Annotated in this window: 14 protein-coding genes and 1 pseudogene; 8 read left to right on the forward strand and 7 right to left on the reverse strand. The window is 39.0% G+C overall.

The window, feature by feature from the left end; translation table 11 throughout:
• Window positions 1-161: 161 nt before the first annotated feature.
• Entirely contained in the window at window positions 162-596 is a 435-nt protein-coding gene (locus tag ACSQ6I_RS16095) for a BON domain-containing protein (protein ID WP_438891309.1), read from the reverse strand.
• A 593-nt stretch (window positions 597-1189) separates the two neighbouring features.
• Here ACSQ6I_RS16095 and ACSQ6I_RS16100 point away from each other — a divergent pair.
• On the forward strand, window positions 1190-2686 hold the full coding sequence (locus ACSQ6I_RS16100; RefSeq protein ID WP_438891310.1) for a sensor histidine kinase: 1497 nt from the start codon (window positions 1190-1192) through the stop codon (window positions 2684-2686).
• A 23-nt stretch (window positions 2687-2709) separates the two neighbouring features.
• Here ACSQ6I_RS16100 and ACSQ6I_RS16105 read toward each other — a convergent pair whose 3' ends face one another.
• The 3 genes from ACSQ6I_RS16105 to ACSQ6I_RS16115 form a co-directional block, all read right to left on the reverse strand.
• Window positions 2710-2934: a DUF167 domain-containing protein gene (locus ACSQ6I_RS16105; protein WP_438891311.1), complete on the reverse strand. Its 225-nt coding sequence runs from the start codon at window positions 2932-2934 to the stop codon at window positions 2710-2712.
• A 142-nt stretch (window positions 2935-3076) separates the two neighbouring features.
• Window positions 3077-4054, reverse strand: coding sequence for a porphobilinogen synthase (hemB, locus tag ACSQ6I_RS16110; RefSeq protein WP_015212787.1), 978 nt, complete (start codon window positions 4052-4054; stop codon window positions 3077-3079).
• 270 nt (window positions 4055-4324) lie between these two features.
• Entirely contained in the window at window positions 4325-4684 is a 360-nt protein-coding gene (locus ACSQ6I_RS16115) for a DUF4870 domain-containing protein (protein WP_438891312.1), read from the reverse strand.
• A gap of 255 nt (window positions 4685-4939) precedes the next feature.
• Here ACSQ6I_RS16115 and ACSQ6I_RS16120 point away from each other — a divergent pair.
• Window positions 4940-6215: pseudogene (locus ACSQ6I_RS16120) on the forward strand (IS701 family transposase).
• Between the two features lie 28 nt (window positions 6216-6243).
• Here ACSQ6I_RS16120 and ACSQ6I_RS16125 read toward each other — a convergent pair.
• Window positions 6244-6531 carry a hypothetical protein gene (locus tag ACSQ6I_RS16125; RefSeq protein WP_438891313.1) on the reverse strand — a complete coding sequence of 96 codons (288 nt, stop codon included), beginning with the start codon at window positions 6529-6531 and terminating at the stop codon, window positions 6244-6246.
• A 350-nt stretch (window positions 6532-6881) separates the two neighbouring features.
• Here ACSQ6I_RS16125 and ACSQ6I_RS16130 point away from each other — a divergent pair, with 350 nt between their 5' ends.
• Together ACSQ6I_RS16130 and ACSQ6I_RS16135 are read left to right on the forward strand one after the other, a co-directional pair.
• The gene (locus tag ACSQ6I_RS16130; RefSeq protein WP_438891314.1) at window positions 6882-8066 is read left to right on the forward strand and encodes an NAD(P)H-quinone oxidoreductase subunit H; all 1185 of its coding nucleotides are present in this window, start codon (window positions 6882-6884) and stop codon (window positions 8064-8066) included.
• A gap of 367 nt (window positions 8067-8433) precedes the next feature.
• A complete protein-coding gene (locus ACSQ6I_RS16135) occupies window positions 8434-9288 on the forward strand; it encodes a carbonic anhydrase (RefSeq protein ID WP_438891315.1) in 855 nt (284 codons plus the stop codon).
• A 182-nt stretch (window positions 9289-9470) separates the two neighbouring features.
• On the opposite strand, the gene ACSQ6I_RS16140 is transcribed toward ACSQ6I_RS16135, so the two are convergent.
• Window positions 9471-9854 carry a hypothetical protein gene (locus ACSQ6I_RS16140; RefSeq protein ID WP_438891316.1) on the reverse strand — a complete coding sequence of 128 codons (384 nt, stop codon included), beginning with the start codon at window positions 9852-9854 and terminating at the stop codon, window positions 9471-9473.
• Between the two features lie 278 nt (window positions 9855-10132).
• Complete coding sequence (locus ACSQ6I_RS16145; RefSeq protein WP_438891317.1) at window positions 10133-11977, reverse strand: CHASE2 domain-containing protein; 1845 nt, start codon at window positions 11975-11977, stop codon at window positions 10133-10135.
• A gap of 205 nt (window positions 11978-12182) precedes the next feature.
• Between ACSQ6I_RS16145 and ACSQ6I_RS16150 the strand changes: the two genes are divergently transcribed.
• The 4 genes from ACSQ6I_RS16150 to ACSQ6I_RS16165 all read left to right on the forward strand — a co-directional run bounded on the left by ACSQ6I_RS16150 (window position 12183) and on the right by ACSQ6I_RS16165 (window position 16480).
• The gene (locus tag ACSQ6I_RS16150) at window positions 12183-13370 is read left to right on the forward strand and encodes an FtsW/RodA/SpoVE family cell cycle protein (protein WP_438891318.1); all 1188 of its coding nucleotides are present in this window, start codon (window positions 12183-12185) and stop codon (window positions 13368-13370) included.
• Window positions 13371-13516: 146 nt separating this feature from the next.
• Window positions 13517-14845, forward strand: coding sequence for a 5-histidylcysteine sulfoxide synthase (gene ovoA, locus ACSQ6I_RS16155; RefSeq protein WP_438891319.1), 1329 nt, complete (start codon window positions 13517-13519; stop codon window positions 14843-14845).
• A gap of 103 nt (window positions 14846-14948) precedes the next feature.
• Window positions 14949-15926 carry an L-histidine N(alpha)-methyltransferase gene (gene egtD, locus ACSQ6I_RS16160; RefSeq protein WP_438891320.1) on the forward strand — a complete coding sequence of 326 codons (978 nt, stop codon included), beginning with the start codon at window positions 14949-14951 and terminating at the stop codon, window positions 15924-15926.
• A 59-nt stretch (window positions 15927-15985) separates the two neighbouring features.
• Window positions 15986-16480, forward strand: coding sequence for a DUF427 domain-containing protein (locus tag ACSQ6I_RS16165; protein ID WP_438891321.1), 495 nt, complete (start codon window positions 15986-15988; stop codon window positions 16478-16480).
• Window positions 16481-16530 lie beyond the last annotated feature (50 nt).

Raw genomic sequence — 16530 nt, forward strand, 5'->3', positions numbered from 1 at the left:
TGGTGCGGGCATCTTGCCCGCAAATTATCAAGGACGGGCAGGATGCCCAGACCACAAGATTGGATAATTTATTTTCTGGTGTTCCCTAAATAATCCTGTAAAGCAGGTATCTTGAGTGCCAGGAACGCAAGACACCCACGCTACAGAAATAGTAAAAGTCCCTATGGTTTGCTTACAGGTGTAACTTTTGCTTCTACTTTGACGCTTTTTACACCTTTGACTTCTTTCGTCAAGGTTTCCGCTTTTTTGAGTTCGTCTTGAGAAGCAGCTGTACCTTTGAGAATAATCTCACCTTCTTTATTCTCTACTTCCAACTTATTGCTGGGTAAACCTTCCTTTAACTTTTTGCTAACTTCGGTTTTGAGGTCGCTTTTAGTAGAAGAAGGAGTAATTTTTGTGGTTGTATTAACTGGTGTAGTGGTAGCTTCTGTAATAGGTTGAGCAGTCTGTGTAGTTTGAGACGCTGGTTTTGCTGGTACTGTAGTAGTTTCATTAGTTGTACCAGGAGTTTCTGAGCCAGTTTTAGGAGCTTCTTGGCAACCAAAAACACCAACTACTAAAATACCGCTAACAAGAAAGGGAATTAGCTTCTTCATGTTTATCTCCAAATCGAATTAAGTGAAGCGATGTACTGAATGTGTGTGATTCTGAGGAGCGAATCTTAAAAAACAAATTAAACAGACGAAAACATAAATGCTTGTTCAAGCACCTAAGTTGCTGAAAATTGATGCTTGGATAACTTCTCTGACTCAAATCTATAAGTCAGTTCTAACAAAAGTACCAATTCAATTTTCATGATGGTTACAGACGTGTAGTCCCTGGTATGTGGTATAAAGACTCTTTACTGAATCTTATCTAGAGTCCTAACAGCTTTTTTAAGGGTAAATGCTGCTGTCCCACATTGATCACTCGATATTATCAGATTTGGAGAAGTTTGACGCAACCTGAATAATAATTTTAATAGGAGAAAGGAAGCATGAGGCATGAGAAAGATAAATATTCCCCCCCAGTTGTCTCCAATTCCCAGTCCCCAATGACCTTTAAAATTCTAATTACAGGGGAAATTGCGCCTCAATTGTTCGGTTCTACGACTGTCGCTAATGCAGGAAAGACTATAACCTCGTAAGTATATGGTGCAATGTCTACCTTAGCTGCTGTTAGACGATCTTGAATCAAGGGGTGAAAACCTGTGTACGAATGGATCTTGCCAAGTTTGAGAGAAGTTTTAGCCCAAAGCCAATCAAGTATGGCTGGGTGTTCATCTGCCAAAGCAGAGCAGCAATGGCGTATTAGCCTGGCAGCAACAGAACATCTACTACTCAATAATTTAGCAACAGCTTCGCCTGAAATCACCCAAGGTTTAGTTTTAACTGCACCAGCACCTTTATTTAGTCAGCCAAAACTAACTCAAAGTTTACAGACGGTAACTTTTACTGCCAAACCCTTTAATCCGTTGGCACTGATGCCATTTCATGTTTCATCAGAGATAAGCGCAGAAAGTGATGAAAACGAAAACGAAGCGATATCTGCTTTCCGAGACGCTGCGCTAATCACAGGCCATGCCCACGCAGACGCAGAAACTATTTTACCTTTATTACCAGCCGATCCTCTAGGTTCAGAGCAGTTTTGCTTGGTGTTCACAGAAAAATTTAGATTAGTTCTAGTTTTATCAGCCGATAGAAGCGGTAAAAAAGAATTTTTATTTTCCTTTGAGCCAGAAGTAGTGCAGCAAGCTTGGCGATCGCTAGGAGCTAGGGTAATTTTGACTAACCCAGAATTATTCGCTGAGTTGGATATGTTAGTCGAAACATACTCCCCTATAGAACCAAGTTACCATACCATAATTCAATTTAGCCAGTTGTTGCTTCAGGAATTAGCAGAGCCAGAAACGGATAAAGCAGCACATACTCCTCCCATTTACCCACATCCCCATATCCCTGTTTCCCCATCACCAAAACCATCTTCCCGTTCTGATGTGGAATTACTACAAGCTTTTGCTCACGAAGTCCGCACCCCACTGACTACTATTCGCACTCTCACTCGTCTACTACTAAAACGGCGAGATTTGCCTACTACTGTAACTAATCGCTTAGAAGTTATTGACCACGAATGTACTGAGCAAATTGACCGTATGGAGTTGCTATTTAAAGCAGCCGAATTAGAAACTTGTACAGCCGCGAAATCTGCAAATACCCAACTAACACCGATGTCTTTGGATCAAGTATTGCAGCAAAGTATACCTCGTTGGCAGCAAGCAGCCCATCGACGGAATTTAACTTTAGATGTAGCTTTACCTCAGCAACTGCCAACGGTGGTCAGTAATCCCGCTATGCTAGATCGAGTACTCACGGGTTTAATGGAGAATTTTACCCGCAGTCTACCCCCTGGTAGTTCTATTCAGGTTCAGGTTATTCCCGCAGGTGATCAACTCAAGTTGCAATTAACACCTCAATTGGATTGTCAAGACACAACCAGAATTGCGACACTACCAATTCGTAAATCTCTAGGCCAATTACTAATGTTCCAACCGGAAACAGGAACAATTAGTTTAAACATTGCGGCTACTAAGCATCTTTTTCAAGCAATTGGTGGTAAGTTGATTGTGCGTCAGAGTCCCCACTATGGAGAAGTATTGACAATTTTCTTACCGTTGGAAGTTAGTAAGTCCAAAGTGGGATTTAAATAAGTTTGCTTTGCTCAGAAAACATTCTATAAATCATCAATCTCCACAAGTTTTTGCCGAGATGTTAAACCGGATTTGATTCTAATAGAGGATTTAGGAACATCAAATTTTTCTGCCAAAAGCTTAATTAACTCTTCATTGGCTTTACCATCTACTGGTGGTGATTTTAAGTGTACAGTTAAACTACCATCTTCCTGTTCGGCAATTTTTTGTTGTTTAGAATTCGGTTTAACTTTGACTTTTTTTTGCATAACGCCAAATTAGAGGATGTTTAAGCCAGTTATGCCAGACATAACAATTATCATGTGCTTTATCCACAATAAAATCATCTCACGCCCAAACACAAAGACACTCAAAATCCTCTCTGCACCTCTGCGTGAGATAATATCTTAACTACAACCACCTAGCAGCATCTTTAGCGTGGTAAGTTAAAATCAAATCAGCACCAGCCCGTTTAAAACCAGTCAAAGTTTCCATCACCACGCGCTGTTCATCAATCCAACCATTTAAAGCCGCAGCTTTCACCATCGCATACTCACCAGAAACATTGTAAGCCGCCACAGGCAAATTACTCGCTTCCTTAACGCGCCAGATAATATCCATATATGCCAAAGCTGGCTTCACCATCAGCATATCAGCGCCTTCAGCAATATCCAACTCTATTTCTTTTATCGCTTCACGGGCGTTACCGGGGTCCATTTGGTAAGTGCGTCTATCCCCAAACTGTGGTGTAGAGTCTGCTGCATCTCTAAACGGACCATAATAAGCAGAAGCATATTTAGCAGCATAAGACATAATCGGGATATCTTCAAATCCCGCTTCATCCAAACCTGCACGAATTGCTTGCACAAAACCATCCATCATTCCCGAAGGTGCGATAATATCAGCGCCGGCTTTTGCTTGAGAAACTGCTGTTTTCTTCAATAATTCCAAAGTTGGATCATTTAAAACTCGTCCTGTCAAATCACCAACTTGTAAATAACCACAATGTCCATGATTTGTATATTCACACAAACAAGTATCAGCCATCACAATTAAATCAGGAACTGCTTCTTTAACTGCGGTTGCTGCTTTTTGAACAATACCACAATCATGCCAAGCACCTGTAGCATCTACATCTTTATCTGCCGGAATTCCAAATAAGATAATAGCAGGAATACCTAAATCATAAACTTCCTTTGCCTCTTCCACAATTTTATCTACCGAAAGTTGGTAAACACCAGGCATAGATTTTACTTCTTTAGCAACACTTTCGCCTGGAACAGCAAACAGTGGATAAATCAAATCATTGGTTGTTAAAACGGTTTCACGCACCATTCGACGCAATTGTGGATGAGTACGTAAACGGCGGGGGCGATGTGTAGGAAACATAATTTTTTATCAACAAAAAAACTCAATGGACATAAAAGAAAGCGTCACAAAAGTCAAGTTTTATCTTGTGACCTTCAGACAAACTAGAAACAGTGCTTAACTGTCTTTGCCCTACTGTTGATGAAGCTGTGGGGCAATTTTGTATTTTACAACTTAGTTGACATTTGCTTAGAACAAATTTACAAAAAACAATCTTAAAAAAATCATTCAATTAATTTGGGTAAATTGTTAAATCAAATGTTTGTGATTAATGAAACCACCGATTTTATCCTAAAGAACTCGGAAGATAAACGGATAACGGCAAGGTTGATCAGGATTGGTAAAAACACCAATTAGCGCCCAGATTGTTAGTCCCCAGTGGATGATATATCCTAAACCTGCGAGTGGTAACAAAATGATTAGTGGTAAAACTAACCAACCAGTTAGAAAAAATAAAGCTCCCAGAATTGCACCGTAGAACCAAACGTTAAAGTGGAAATTGATCGATTCCTTTGCATTGTCTTTAACGACAGGATCATCGGATACAAATAATATAGCTATAGGTAAACCAACAGATACAACCGCAGTGCTGAAAAAAATTGCCCCGTGACACAAAGCTGATAATAGTTTACGTTTATCGCTGTCGTACATTATTACCTCCTATTCAGTTCTGGTTATTTATTATATCAAGAAAGAAGGCACAATTTTCAGACTAAAAAATACACAACTTCTTTAATAAGTCAGGGAACTGAGAAAATCAGATAGAATTGCTATTAATGATATAATTTTTACAAGATATTAAATAAATCTCAGCAATATCTACTATCCAACGGGACTTAGGCAAAAAAAGAGATCAAAAGAGGTTGTAATGCAGAGATAGCATAGCTTTCACATCAAACTAACCTCATGAAAGAGACAACACCCACAGCCATGCCCCCAAGATGAGGAAAAATGGTGTCAAAGGTTTGATGATTTATTTAATCATAAAAGTTTAGACAATATTTAGGGGTGTTATTAGGAGAAAGCGAGCGAAAAAACCTGTTTCAGATGGCAGAAAACGCTGTAGGTGTAACTTACCACCTCCCTTCACCACTTTTTGACAGAAGCACCTTGGTCGGCAACAAAGGTGAATGAAAGACGCTTGGAGGTAATGAACAAGTGTAGTCAGACCAGAATCAGTAGGGGTTTCAGCTTGATAATTGATAATTCAGGGCATAGGAAAAGTGGTAACTTTACCGAAGGTGTGGGAAGACAATATATTGGAGAAATCGGTAAGACTGATAATGGAATAGTGGTGGTAACAACTCATTTATATGATGGGAGAAAAAGCCTACCATTAGATATAGAGTTATATCAACACGCTGATTCTTTGCTCGGAGGGAAACAAGACCCTCTATTTGAGAAAAAAACAGAGATAGCAATCAAGTTAATAGACAAGACTCTGGAGCAAAGATACCAACCAGGAATAGTGATTGTAGATGCAGGATATGGCAACAATACATCATTCCTATTAGAACTAGAAAAGCGAAAATTAAAGTATTTAGGAGGAGTAGCCAAAAATCGGAAAGTCACAATTAGTGAAACAGAGAATAATCAACAAACAATAAGACTAGATGAATTGGCAAAGACTTTACCTCAAGAGGCTTTTAGCGAAATTCAAATCAAGTTAGATAAACCGAGAACAGTATGGGTAGCAACTAAAGAAGTAGAAATATCACGTTTAGAAGGTAAGCGAAGTATAGCTATCGTCATGTAGGTGGAACACCGTGCCAAAGGCTATGCTGTTACTTTTGCTGATGCCACCGATATCGACTACTTTATTAGCAATGTTTCTACATCTGTTGTCACTCCAGAATGGATAGTCAACACCTATTCTCAACGTAATTGGGTAGAGGTTTTTTATCGAGAAGCCAAAGGATTTTTAGGATTGAAAGAATATCAATTCCGAGATAAAACCAGTCTCATGCGACATTTTATCTTGGTATTTTGTGCTTATACTTTTATTTTTTGGCATCAATTGACTGGCGGTTTGAGACGTAGGTGGGCAACTAAACCTTTGAACACTTTTACTGAAGCTTTAGAAGCCTTTAGAACTGCTATTTCTTTTCGATTTTTTGAGTGGTTGACCCTCAATCGTGACATATTTACCTCTCATAAAGCCAGTTTCGGCATTTGGGCTTAATTTTTGTCTAAGTTCCGTTAAAATCAAATTACCCACTCAAAGCATGAAAATAACGCCCCAACTGGGTTGTTTTTTCAACTTTCTTGAGAGAAATACCAATATCTTTAGCTTCTATATGCCCAACTTCTAAAGCATTTTGAATTACCACAAAATCTGGCGCACCGCAAGCAATTCGTTTAGGTTCATTAATAGCTTGAATACCAGACTCTAAAGATTCTATTAATTTTTTTAAGGCTGGACGATAACTATGCTCAGTAGCATTTTGACCTTGATAAATCTGATTAACTTCTTGAAAATATGCTTGCAGATGATTCATAATTTAATCACAACTAGTAAAAAATTCTACTTATATTGCTTTGTTCCTGGAGCGCCTCAGGGTGAGATACAAAAGTTGAGTCAATTTCCTGTATCCCACAGGTAGATGAAAAAAAATCAAAAGTCTTCATGCCTTATAGATCAGGCTTACCTATAATAATTTAAGAAGTGCAACAAAATAAAACATCAAGTACAAGTCCGACCCTGCTATCCTCTCTCCAACATAACCCTGTAGGGACAACACATAAATTATCTCTACAAGCTGAATTTTGTTTGGTAGATACTACAAATCTTGTCTGGTTAGCATCTTGGCGGTTTAATTCACGTCCATAACGGGAGAACAGCAAATCTATGAGTAGAATCGAAACCCGCACTGAACCAATGGTGCTAAATATGGGGCCTCATCATCCCTCAATGCACGGAGTTCTGCGGCTAATTATGACACTGGATGGTGAGGATGTCGTTGACTGTGAACCAGTCATTGGCTACCTGCACAGGGGAATGGAGAAAATTGCCGAAAACCGCTCAAACATCATGTATGTCCCCTACGTCAGCCGTTGGGACTACGCTGCGGGGATGTTCAACGAAGCGGTTACAGTGAACGCACCCGAAAAATTAGCAGGTGTCGCAGTTCCCAAACGCGCCAGCTACATTCGCGTGATTATGCTGGAACTCAACCGCATTGCTAACCATTTGCTATGGTTTGGCCCCTTCCTAGCTGACGTTGGCGCACAAACTCCCTTCTTTTATCAATTCCGGGAACGGGAGATGATTTATGACTTGTGGGAAGCCGCCACAGGTTATCGCATGGTCAACAACAACTACTTCCGCGTTGGTGGTGTAGCTGCTGATTTACCCTATGGTTGGGTAGACAAGTGTTTAGATTTCTGCGAGTATTTCATCCCCAAAGTTGATGAATACGAACGTCTAGTTACCAATAACCCCATCTTCCGCCGACGTATTGAAGGTATTGGCACAATTACCCGCGAAGAAGCGATTAACTGGGGACTTTCTGGCCCCATGTTACGCGGTTCTGGGGTGAAGTGGGATTTGCGGAAAGTTGATCACTACGAATGTTACGATGACTTCGATTGGGATGTACAGTGGGAAACAGCCGGTGATTGTCTCGCCCGTTACATGGTGCGGATGAGAGAAATGCGCGAATCGGTAAAAATCATTAAACAAGCTATTCAAGGTTTACCCGGTGGCCCCTACGAAAACCTAGAAGCTAAACGCTTAATGGCTGGGAAAAAATCTGAATGGGATGCTTTTGATTATCAATTCATTGGTAAAAAAGTTTCACCTACTTTTAAGATTCCCACAGGTGAAATCTACGCCCGTGTAGAAAGTGGCAAAGGTGAACTGGGAATTTACCTAGTTGGTGATAATAATGTTTTCCCCTGGCGGTGGAAAATTCGCCCAGCCGACTTCAATAACTTGCAAATTCTTCCTCATTTGTTACGTGGGATGAAAGTTGCTGATATTGTGGTCATTCTCGGTAGTATTGACGTAATCATGGGATCTGTAGATAGATAACTGATACCTACAGTCAGCTACACTAAGGCGCTATTAATCTATTGGTTAGTATATAGGGGCGTACCTAGGTACGTCTCTATAGGACTAAAACCAACGCACAATAGCTTGAAATGCTTTAATTGATGTGTTTAGATAAAAAAATTCCCACTAAAACTTTGTCACCAGAAGATATCAAAGCTATTAAGAAGAAACTGGAATAACTTAGTAGCAAGGATACAAATGGGAACTATTATCCATACTGCTAATAGATTATTACTTACTTAAGCAAAAGATTAAATAACCCTTAAACCGTGTAATTAGGTACTCTCACCCCATTGTTAAACCTGATATCTTCCTGTCAATTATGTAGAAGTTATCAGGTAGATTAATGAGTAGAATTAACGGATTTGTAGGCCGTCGTAACTTCTTAAAATTAGTAGGTTTAAGTAGCTTAAGTATTGGTACTATTATCGGTTGTAATAGCATCATTTCCGACCGAGAACAAATAACAATTCCTGAAACTAATCCCAACCCTAATCCAGTCACTGCAAATGAAGCCCAAAGACGCTTAATAGCAGGAAATAAAAGATTTATCAATCAAAATCGTCAATATCCCAACCAATCTCAAAGACGTATACAATCAGTTGCTAGAGAACAGTATCCTATTGCAGCAATATTAGGTTGTGCAGATTCTCGTGTACCACCAGAAATAATTTTTGATCAAGGACTGGGGGATTTATTTGTTGTGCGTGTAGCTGGTAATGTTGCTAGTACCGAAGCTATAGGCAGTTTAGAATATTCTACAGCTAATTTAGGTACAGAGCTAATTGTTGTTTTGGGTCACAAAAGATGCGGTGCAGTTGCCAAAGCTATGAAAAATGAACGAATTTCTGGCAACATTGGCGTTGTTGTTGATGGTATTAAACCATCTTTAGATCAAAATCAACAGAGAAGAGATAATTTTGATGATGTTGATGGTAATGAAAATGATCAACAGGGAACAGATGAAGTTGATGATAATGAAAATGACCAACAGAGAATAGATGATGTTGATGGTAATAACAATGCAGAAATTGCTAATATTCGATATCAAACTGAAAAAATACAAAAAAATTCAGTAGTTTTAGATCGATTAATCCGTGCTGGTAGATTAAAAATTGTTAGTGCTTTTTACGATATTGACACAGGTAAAGTCAATTTTATCGAACAGAATTCAGGAGTCAGGAGTCAGAATGAAGAATGAATTTTGTCCGACTGGCGGATGAATAATCGGGTTTAAGACCCCCACCAAATTGAAAATTCGGTGGTCTACAATCAGTGGCGGGTCTGTAGCTTGCTTCCCGCAGGGTATCCTCCACTGATTGCATTCTGACGGATATATTCTGACTTCTGAATTCTTCTTCAATTCCTAGAAAATACCAACATTTAATTTTTTTTGGGAAAATAGACAACTCGTGCATCTAAACCCCGTGATTTCAACAAATGAGATAAGCACTCTGCCTTTTCTCTATATGAAGAGCCGCCTGCGTATATATAAGCACCTAGTTTGTGCTGTGCGATAAATGCGTCAGCAACATAGCTTCTGACACTGTTTAACAACTTATATGAGTTGCCAGGAACTATAACCACGTATGGATGTTCTGGTATTTTTCCAATGACAATAACTTCTCTCTTGCGGAAACTATTGAGAGAGTTGCTAACTTCAGGCAGACTTTTAGCAATGCAAGAGGGTGGCTGCGTCCAAGCCTGGCACGATAAAGTTTCCCATAAAATAGTTGTGACTATTCCTGTAATCAGATACCTATTCACGTACTCACCAAATTGTTATAGATGTTTAGATAACTAAAGAAATTGTTGAATCCACGGAGGTTTTGAACTCGTTTTAATCGAGTAGAAATTACTGCATTTATAGTAAGTAACTTTATTTTTTTTACCACAATTTTAGTACAATGTAAAATTATCGGAATTAGTAGTGCTATTGAGACAGGAGACAGCTATGCTGGAGGCGGAAAGGAAGAGCTAGATTTTCATTCGTTTTGGTATATGCAGTTGATGATAGTTACCTAATTAAATTAGTTTTGATAAAATTAATCTATTAATCCAATAACTGAATAAATCATTGTTAATTGGTGCCGTCCACGTAGATTTAACTGCTCTATTTTTTGGGCATGAAAATGCTTTTTGATGAGATGGAATGTTGTTTCACTAATTAAGATATTTTGAGGATTATACCAGTCTGTGTTTTTGTTGAGTTGTTCCAAACGAGATGCAATGTTTACAGCATCTCCCAATACGGAATAATTTAGTCTTTGAGATCCACCAACGCTGCCAGCAACTATCAGACCTGTATGAATTCCAATACCGATGCTAATAACAGGCTTACCTAGCCGTTCTAATTCCTGATTTAATAGTACTAATCTTTTCTGCATAGATATGGCGGCAGAAACAGCATCAATGGCATCTTGCTGAATTTCTTCTGCGCGGGTGTGGGGAAAGGGAATGCCAAAAACAGCCATTACGGCATCACCAATGAATTTATCAACTACTCCATGATGCTCTTGAATGCATTCAGCCATTGCACCCAGGTATAAGTTTAACCAGTCGAGCAACTCGCGTGGTTTCATATCCTCAGAAATTGAGGTAAAACCCCGAATGTCGGTAAATAAAACCGTTGCTACCATTTCTTTAGCTTCTAATTGACCATTTTGAAAAATATCTGCCCGGTTTTGCCAAATTAATGTTGCTGTTTCCTGGGAAACATGACGTGCAAATAAACTCATCAATTGTTGTTTTTCTTTTTGTTCTTGCCATTGCACAGTTAACGCAGCTAAGAAGATTGTGCTAATGGGAGCAGCGATTGGCAACCAGAGGTTGGAGATAGTGAGAGCTAAAACTGATAGACTGAACCAGGCAAAAGGCAATAGACCTATAACAAGAGCGCGTTTAGGAAATGTTAAAGGGGCTAGTATCAGAGTAGAACCGAGTCCAAATCCGAATAATAGTAAGAGTTCAAATTGCCTGGGCAATCTTTGCAGTAGTCGGTTGTTAAGTAGATTATCAATTAAGGCAGCGTGTAGGTAGACACCAGATGTTGGTGGTATTTGATCGAAGGGAGTTTTTAAGGAATCGTTGGCTCCGGTGGCGGTTAATCCGACTAAGATAATTTTGTTTTTGAGGTTGGCTGTATCTACTTTTTTCTGGACGACATCAGCAAAGGAATAGGTAAGGAGTCCTTGATCTCGCTGAGTTTGTCCTAACCAGTTAATCAAAACTGATTGTGCTGTTACTCCCAATTGCATGGGTGGTAAGGGAATTTGTGATTTTGTAGGCTTGGTGGTGTCTGCTGTAAAGGTCTGCTGCAAGCTATTGTTGTATCCTTGTAACAACATGATGCCGAGGGAGGGAACTTGATTGATATAGAGGGAGTATTGACGTGTGACTCCATCTAAATCGGCATTGTTGACAATGTGGCCTTTGCTGGTGACGCGATCTAAAATCGGTACTGGACGCAAGGTCTGTTTGTGTAAATTGGGGGCAATTGCTAAGACAACCTGACCATTGATTGCCATTGCTTCGGCTAGTGCGGCATCGTGACTGGTAGGATCTGTAAATAAAATATCAAAGCCAATAACGGCTGGAGGAGAGGCTTCTAGGGTTTCTAATAATTGCGTATAGCGATCGCGCGATAATGGAAACTGCCCATACTGGAGTAATGTCGCATCATCAATCCCAATCACGACAATCCGTGAATCCCAATTGGGATGAGGTAAATAGTTGCGTGTACGAAACAATAAATTAAATCCTAGTAATTCTAGACTAGTCCAAGTCCCTACCTGCCATAATCCAATTGAGACAAGAGCAGTCAATATATAAGGATTCAGTAAATGTTTTTTATTTAAAGAATGTCGTAGGTATTTCCGTACATCTCGCATAAAATTAGCTATCTTCTTTCTTATCTTCGCCTCCTTTGCTTCCCTACAGGACGCTACGCGAACGCAACGCTACCGCGAATGCGTTTTTGCGATATCCTGCGGAAAGTCTCTCCGCATCTACATTTAATCGGTATTCTTCTGATAGCACAGAAGTAGACCGACTAAAACCTAAAATAACTTATTATTCCTACCCAAATAAGACACTGTGAATCTACGCCAATTAATTCCAATTTTTGATAGTTCCGTTGCCACTTGGGCAATAGAAGCACGGTTATTGCGCTGGTTAACAATGATTTGGTTGTTTTGCGGCTTAATCGTCCTGTTTTCAGCATCTTATCCCGTAGCTGATGAAAGACATAGTGACGGGATGTACTATTTTAAGCGTCAAATCATTTGGGTATTAGTTTCACTCATAATCTTCAACATTATTGTTAATCTCCCCTTACGGAAAATTTTGGGGGTATCTCATTGGTTTTTGTTGCTGTTTTTAGGGTTAATTTTCGTCACCCTGATTCCTGGATTAGGAAAAAAGGCGTTTGACGCAGCCAGGTGGATAGCAGTGGGGCCAATTCCCATTCAACCATCAGAATTGATTAAACCCTTTTTAGTTCTGCAAAGTGCTAGGCTTTTCGGTCAGTGGGAAAGATTAAGCTGGGGGGTTCGACTCTCTTGGTTAGGTGTTTTCTGTCTTGTACTATTAGGAATCCTTGCCCAACCTAACTTAAGTACAACAGCACTGTGCGGAATGACTATTTGGTTAATTGCTTTAGCTGCTGGAATACCATCCAAATACTTGGGAGGAACAGCCCTTGGTGGAGTGCTGTTAGCATTATTGAGTATTAGTATCAAAGAATATCAACGTAGACGAGTGATGTCCTTTCTCAATCCTTGGGCTGATGCTACAGGAGATGGTTATCAATTAGTGCAAAGTTTGTTAGCAGTAGGTTCGGGTAAAACTTGGGGAGTTGGATTTGGACTTTCTCAACAAAAGCTGTTTTATTTACCAATTCAAGATACTGATTTTATATTTGCAATATTTGCTGAGGAATTTGGCTTTGTTGGTAGTATGTTGCTGTTACTACTTTTAGCTGTATTCGCTACTTTGGGACTAATTGTAGCATTCAAGGCCAAAAACACTATTCATCGGCTAGTGGCAATTGGCATCACGGTGGTTTTGATTGGACAATCATTACTGCATATTGGTGTAGCTACCGGTGCGCTGCCAACTACCGGTTTGCCTTTACCCATGTTTAGTTATGGTGGTAATTCCATGATTGCCAGTTTGATAGCTGCCGCGTTGCTGATTAGAGTAGCCAGAGAGAGTAGTGAAGCGGAAGTAGTGCCGTTGCGAACAACACAGCCCGATAATAGACCTAAAAGACGGATATTTTAGATTAAGTCTAAAGTTTTCCTAAAAAAATTAGCAAAAGCGCAGCAAAATGGGATACATGAAGACAGATATCAAATCATGCGTTCGCGCTTTTGCAAAACTCAATTAATGTCATGCTTACAATTCCCACAATTAATAGAATTAATAGAATGACATCTGCTCAAGTCACCAGACTCGATCATTGCAGTCAACAAACCCTACTTACATACTTTGAGGATTCTTGGGAACTTGAAGAAAAACTCCTGCAAAGTTTAGTTGATCCCCAAACTTTCTATCTGAATCCTGACCCTTTAAGAAATTGTCTCATTTTTTATCTCGGTCACTCTGCTGTTTTTTACATCAACAAGTTAATTCAGGTTGGTTTAATAAAAGATCGCATTCATCCACAATATGAAATCCTGTTTGAAATTGGAGTTGATCCTGAAACTCCAACAGAGTTAAATGCAGCTATAAAAGGGATTTGTTGGCCTGATGTGGAAAAAGTTTGGCAATATCGGGATAAAGCTAGAGAAGAAATAACTAAGGTAATCCAAACCACTCCTATACATCTGCCGATTCATCAACAGCATCCCCTCTGGGCTTTATTAATGGGGATAGAACATAGCCGCATTCACTTTGAAACCTCTTCTATGCTGCTGCGTCAATTGCCGGTGGAAAGCCTGAAATGCCCCCCTGGATGGAATTATGCACTTGGTAATAGCGATATTATTCATAACAATGAAATGCGGGAAGTTCCCGGTGGTGTGGTGCAATTGGGCAAACCCGATCATGATCTAACTTACGGTTGGGATAGTGAATATGGACATCTCGAAGTAGAGGTGAAACCGTTTTTAGCTAGTCAATATCTGGTGACAAACAGAGAATTTCTAGAGTTTGTGCAAGCGGGTGGCTACAATAATCGAGATTGCTGGAACGCTGAATCTTGGGAATGGCAACAACTTTATCAAGTTCAACACCCTAAATTCTGGCTACCTACATCAGATGGCTATCGCTATCGAGCTACATTCGATGAAATAGACTTACCCCTTGACTGGCCGGTGGAAGTTAACCACTATGAAGCGATCGCATTTTGTCGCTGGAAAGGTTCACAAATACGCTTGATGAGCGAAGCAGAATGGAATCAAGCCTTGCTAATATCTGAAGGTAACTGCTTATCAACTCACTGTAATCTCAATTTACAATTTATTTCCCCCAATCCGGTGGGAATGTTCAAACCAGCCAACAGCGCATCTGGTCTTTTCGACTTACGAGGAAATGTCTGGGAATGGTTAGGAAACACATTTTATCCCCTACCAGGATTTAAAACTCATCCCCTTTATGAAGACCAATCTGCACCATTTTTTGATGGTAAACATCAGATGATGCTCGGTGGTTCTTGGGCTACTAATGGTTCAATGGCATTACCATCTTATCGTAATTGGTTTCGTCCTTATTTTTATCAGCACGTTGGTTTTAGAATTGCTCAGAATGTTGTTTAATTTAGATTTTTTCACGCAGAGTCGCAGAGTCACAGAGAGAATTAAATAGTCAGGTCTGTTTTATATGGTTGTTGTTCAAACAAAAAATGTCAGGAATTAAAAAATGCTAATTAAACCTTTGACAATTCTTGATGATCACTATCAAGATTTAAATAATGATGGTGCAGATGTTATTCAAGGATTAACTCAAATTCCTAAAAGTTTACCCGCTAAATATTTTTATGACGATTATGGTTCTGAGCTATTTGAAAAAATCTGCGATTTACCTGAATATTACCCAACTCGCACAGAAGCATGGATTTTAAATCAATATGCTGACGAAATTGCTGAAATTACAGGTTGTTGTGAATTAATAGAATTAGGTAGTGGTAGTTCTACTAAAACTCGTCTTTTATTAGATGCTTATCAAAAAATTGCCAATTCATGTAGATATTTACCCATTGATGTCAGTGGAGGAATTCTCAAAAATAGCGTGTTACAGTTACAACAAAAATATCCTGATTTCTCTATTCATGGATTACTAGGAACTTATGAACAAGCATTAGTTCACTTAGAATCTAATTATTTGCAATCACGAATGCTCTTTTTTCTAGGAAGTTCTATAGGTAATTTTAGTTCACAAGAATCTGATGATTTTTTAAGCCAAGTTGCCCAAACCCTAAACCCTGGAGACTACTTTTTGCTGGGTATGGATTTACAAAAACCCAAAGAAATTTTAGAAGCAGCCTATAATGATAGTCAGGGAGTAACGGCTGCTTTTAATTTGAATATGCTCTCTCATTTAAATTGGCGGTTTCAAGGTAATTTTGACATAAATTTATTTACTCATCAAGCACTTTATAATCAAGCTGATACTCAGATTGAAATGTATCTCCATTGTCAAGAAAGTCATTCTGTATCTTTAGATATTCTCAATTTAACGGTTTCTTTTCAAGCCGGAGAAAGCATCCTTACAGAAATTTCTCGCAAGTTTGATTTAACAAATATGCAAAAACAACTTGAAAGACAAGGACTGAAAACTGTGAAAATATGGACAGATGAAAAGCAGTGGTTTGGATTGATTCTTTGTCAAGTTGAATGAACTATTGATGAGAATTTTTTAACGTTGGAATTAACACTTAAAAGAGGAAATTACTAATAATGAGACCAAATCCTATTCCCCCACAACCCGGTCAAGAATCAGTTTGGGATTATCCCCGTCCAGCAATTTTAGAAGATACTGATAAACATCTCAAAGTGATTTTTAATGGGATTATTTTAGGAGAAACCCAGAAAGCTAAAAGAGTTTTAGAAACTAGCCATCCACCAGTATATTACATCCCTGCTGAAGATATTAAACTAGAACATTTGATAGAAACACCTAAAAAAACTTGGTGTGAATGGAAAGGCTGGTGTCAATATTACAATATATCTGTAGGTGATAAAAATATCAATTATGCTGCTTGGAGATATATTGAACCAACTCCTGATTTTGTAGGGATTCAAGAATACTATAGTTTTTATGCAAATTTAATGGATGCTTGCTATGTAAACGATGAATTAGTGCAGCCTCAACCGGGTGATTTCTACGGTGGATGGATTACTTCTGATATTGTCGGACCTTTTAAGGGTGAACCAGGGACAAAATGGTGGTAGATGATAAGAATTGAACTAATTAAAATCGTCAGTATTCAAGTGGAAATGTT

Source organism: Anabaena sp. WFMT, assembly GCF_051781005.1.
GTDB lineage: Bacteria > Cyanobacteriota > Cyanobacteriia > Cyanobacteriales > Nostocaceae > Anabaena.